General features: G+C 51.2%; 3 protein-coding genes. All 3 read left to right on the plus strand.

Annotated features, from left to right (window positions below; all coding sequences use genetic code 11):
* The coding region (locus J4G02_21290) for an Ig-like domain-containing protein (GenBank protein MCE2397059.1) at nt 1–1233 on the plus strand (1233 nt) is incomplete at its 5' end.
* 76 nt (nt 1234–1309) lie between these two features.
* Nucleotides 1310–2236: a PorV/PorQ family protein gene (locus J4G02_21295; protein MCE2397060.1), complete on the plus strand. Its 927-nt coding sequence runs from the start codon at nt 1310–1312 to the stop codon at nt 2234–2236.
* 36 nt (nt 2237–2272) lie between these two features.
* Nucleotides 2273–3133 carry a LysM peptidoglycan-binding domain-containing protein gene (locus tag J4G02_21300; GenBank protein MCE2397061.1) on the plus strand — a complete coding sequence of 287 codons (861 nt, stop codon included), beginning with the start codon at nt 2273–2275 and terminating at the stop codon, nt 3131–3133.
* Nucleotides 3134–3226 lie beyond the last annotated feature (93 nt).

Genomic DNA, 3226 nt, shown 5'->3' on the forward strand with positions numbered 1-3226 from the left:
ACCGGTGGTTCTACAACCTTAACGTGGGAATTCACCATAGTCAGTCCGGATAGCACACCACCGAAGGTGGTCACCTACTCGCCGCTCGGAATCATTCGGACGGATAGACCGATACTCGCCGCGACAGTGAGCGATGAATCCGGTTTCGCCAGGAATGGCATTACGCTAATCCTTGCAGGTGTCCCCGGCAATCAAGGTTCAGGTAGACGTTCAAGTCCGACCTCTACAACTGTTACATTCACGCCAAGCATCTCGGTTACACCGGGTCCATACACAGCAAGGCTCACGGTGATAGATAGATACAATAACCGAACCGAGGCAGAATGGCAGTTCACGGTTGAACTAGACGAGACGCCGCCATCAATTACGACCACCTCTCCGCACGGCGTTGTTCACGAGGATAAACCACTTATCACGGCTTCCGCCAGTGATGACATGTCCGGGGTGGATAACATCGAAATTACCGCCAAAGACGGTGGGGGTCTGCCAGTCAATGGTATCACCGTAGTGCGCTCTGATAAGACAGCAGCCACCTTTACACCGTCCCAGGAGTTGAGGGATGGCACGTATACCGTTGATGTTAAGGCGACGGATATGAGTGGTAACGTGGCGGCAGCGAGATGGCAATTTACGGTTGACCTTGACCTGATACCGCCAAGTGTTATCCTCACGCGTCCATCGCAGGAACACACCGAAAATCGGCGACCGGTTATCTCGGCAGCATACACGGATAACATGTCGGGCGTTGACCCTGATTCGATTATGTTGACGCTTGATGGGACCACAATTAAACCGGACGAGGTGTCAGAGACTCAGGTGGTATTCACGCCTGAGTATGACCTTCCGTTTGGTTCACATACTGTGACGTTGGAGCTTTCCGACTTGGCGCCGAAGCCGAACACGGCAGTTCATGAGTGGACTTTCTATATCGAACGGATCGGAATTGCGGATGCGCGGAACTATCCGAATCCATTTGAAGATGAGACCACGATTGCCTTCAGGGTTTCTAGGCAAGCCAAGATAACAATCCAGATTTACGATTTCACCGGTAGGCTTGTCGCAACGCCTGTCTCAGGTTCAATCAGAGAGGCGGGGCTAGTTGAAGTAGAATGGCGCGGTCAAACAAGTGCGGGCGAAAACCTCGCACGCGGTGTCTACTTCTGCCATATCCTCATGGAAAGTGAACTGGAACCGCAATCTACTATTCTGAAGATGGCAGTCATAGCCGACTAACATTCACTACATCTCCTGACTCGCGAATCCAACCGATTCCGAGTCAGGGGATTTGCCTTCATAAAGGAGGGAGACAATGTTTCAACTAAGGTACAAAGTACTATTCAGTTCAATCGGGCTATTTGCCCTTGTAGTTTTGCTTGCACCTGTCTGCTTCGCCGGCGTGAATGCTGCACCTCATCTTGGGATGGGTAGCGGTGCGCGATCCCTGGGATTGGGCGGTGCATTTACCGCTGTCGCTGACGATGCGACTTCTACAATATGGAATCCCGCCGGGTTGCCGGCAGTGGAGGATTTAACAATAACGCTCTCCTCCGCACGGTTGTCTCTTGATAGAAGACACAGCTTTATCGGCTTAATCAAAAGGGTAGGAAATGGCGGTCTGGGGTTATCAGTCGTCAATGCCGGCGTCGATGATATAACTTCTTACAATAGCAAGGGGGACCGGACCGGCTCATTTAACCACAATTCTAACGCTTTTGCCCTCTCCTACGGTCATGATCTCGGTGCCGTTAGCCTCGGCGCGAGCGCACGCATGTATACGGATAGCTTCGGAGATCATTCGAGTACCAGCGGTTTCGCCGGTGCCGATATCGGACTTCTCGGACATAACAAAGCGAGCACGTTCAGCTACGGTATCGCAGCCAGAAACCTCGGCAGTGCTATTGGAGACAATCAGGTGCCCGTCAAGATAGCAGGCGGCCTTGCCTATCGCGTCCTCGATAAGAATGTTGCGACCTTTTCTGTCGATGTCGAACACGAGGTTATCGATCTGCCAGAATCCCCGACTAGCCTCCATATTGGGACAGAATACCTGATAGCGAATACTTTCGCAATTCGGGGCGGGACCAAACTGAATACCGATCGCACGCAGCTTTTTGCTGGATTTGGCGTTAATGTGGGTGGACTGCAACTCGATTACGCGTTGAAAGCAGCCGATAGCGCTGTCAATAACCTCGACGATGACAGTACGCATTTCTTCTCCATCTCTTATAGCTACTAATTCTAACGACCCGATTATACCAAAGGAGTATGTTATATGAAGATAATGAAATCGATCCTGCGCTTCTCACTTGTCCTTTCGATCTGTCTATTTTTGACCGGGGCAGCCTATATCCTTACCGCCTCTGCCAAAATTACCCCCAATCCGGACATGGAGGGCACGACACTCATTACCATCGTTAAGGGTGACACTCTGTGGGATCTCGCTATAAAACATCTCGAAGATCCGATGAAATGGCCCGAGTTCAGACAGTACAACACTTTTACCAATCCTGACCAAATCTACCCCGACGAGATGATGCGAATCCCCGCCAAAATGGTGGAGGAGATAATAGAGGAAGCCGTTGAGGAAGATATGGTAACCATGTCAGAGCTCGAAATGATTAAAGAAGAGCTGGCTGCCATGGCAGCCAGAGCGATGGCTGCAGAAGAGGCGGTGGGTGTTACAGCCGCTGATGTTACCGCAATCAAAAAGATGGTTGAAGACCTGATCGCTCAGCAGAAGATGGTCGAAGGTGGTCTCCAGGGCGTGAAGGATGAAGTTGCAGGGATGCCCGCTGTTGTTGATAAGATTAATGCCTCCCTGATGGAACACGCCGAAGCTAGCAAAAAGAAAATCTCAAAGGTCCACGAAGAGGTCGAAGCGGCGCGTGGAGATGTCGCAGAGCTCCGCAAAACGGTAAAAGAGAAACATAAAGCCGGTATGGAAGCGCACAAAGCCTCCGAAGAGATGCTTGCGGCAGGGATTAAGGCGAATGCAGATAGCCTCGATAAACTCCACACAATGCACAGAGGCGCTACAGAGGAGCCGAACAACACGAAACGTACGCTCGCGTTCCTGACCACCTTGGCGGGTACAGCCGCTTGGTTTGCCCTCAGCTCTCTTGATATGGATTAACCCTTCTAAAACAACACGCTTTTACATCTGAGCAGGGACGGTGCATGCAGCACCATCCCTGCTTTTTTTATTTAACCCCAGTAGGCGCTGTTT

Source organism: Candidatus Poribacteria bacterium (assembly GCA_021295755.1).
Lineage (GTDB): Bacteria > Poribacteria > WGA-4E > WGA-4E > PCPOR2b > PCPOR2b.

Excerpts from the sequence above, each read along its gene's own strand:
- J4G02_21295 (MCE2397060.1), top strand. The coding sequence starts at position 1,310 with ATGTTTCAACTAAGGTACAAAGTACTATTCAGTTCAATCGGGCTATTT.
- J4G02_21300 (MCE2397061.1), top strand. The coding sequence starts at position 2,273 with ATGAAGATAATGAAATCGATCCTGCGCTTCTCACTTGTCCTTTCGATC.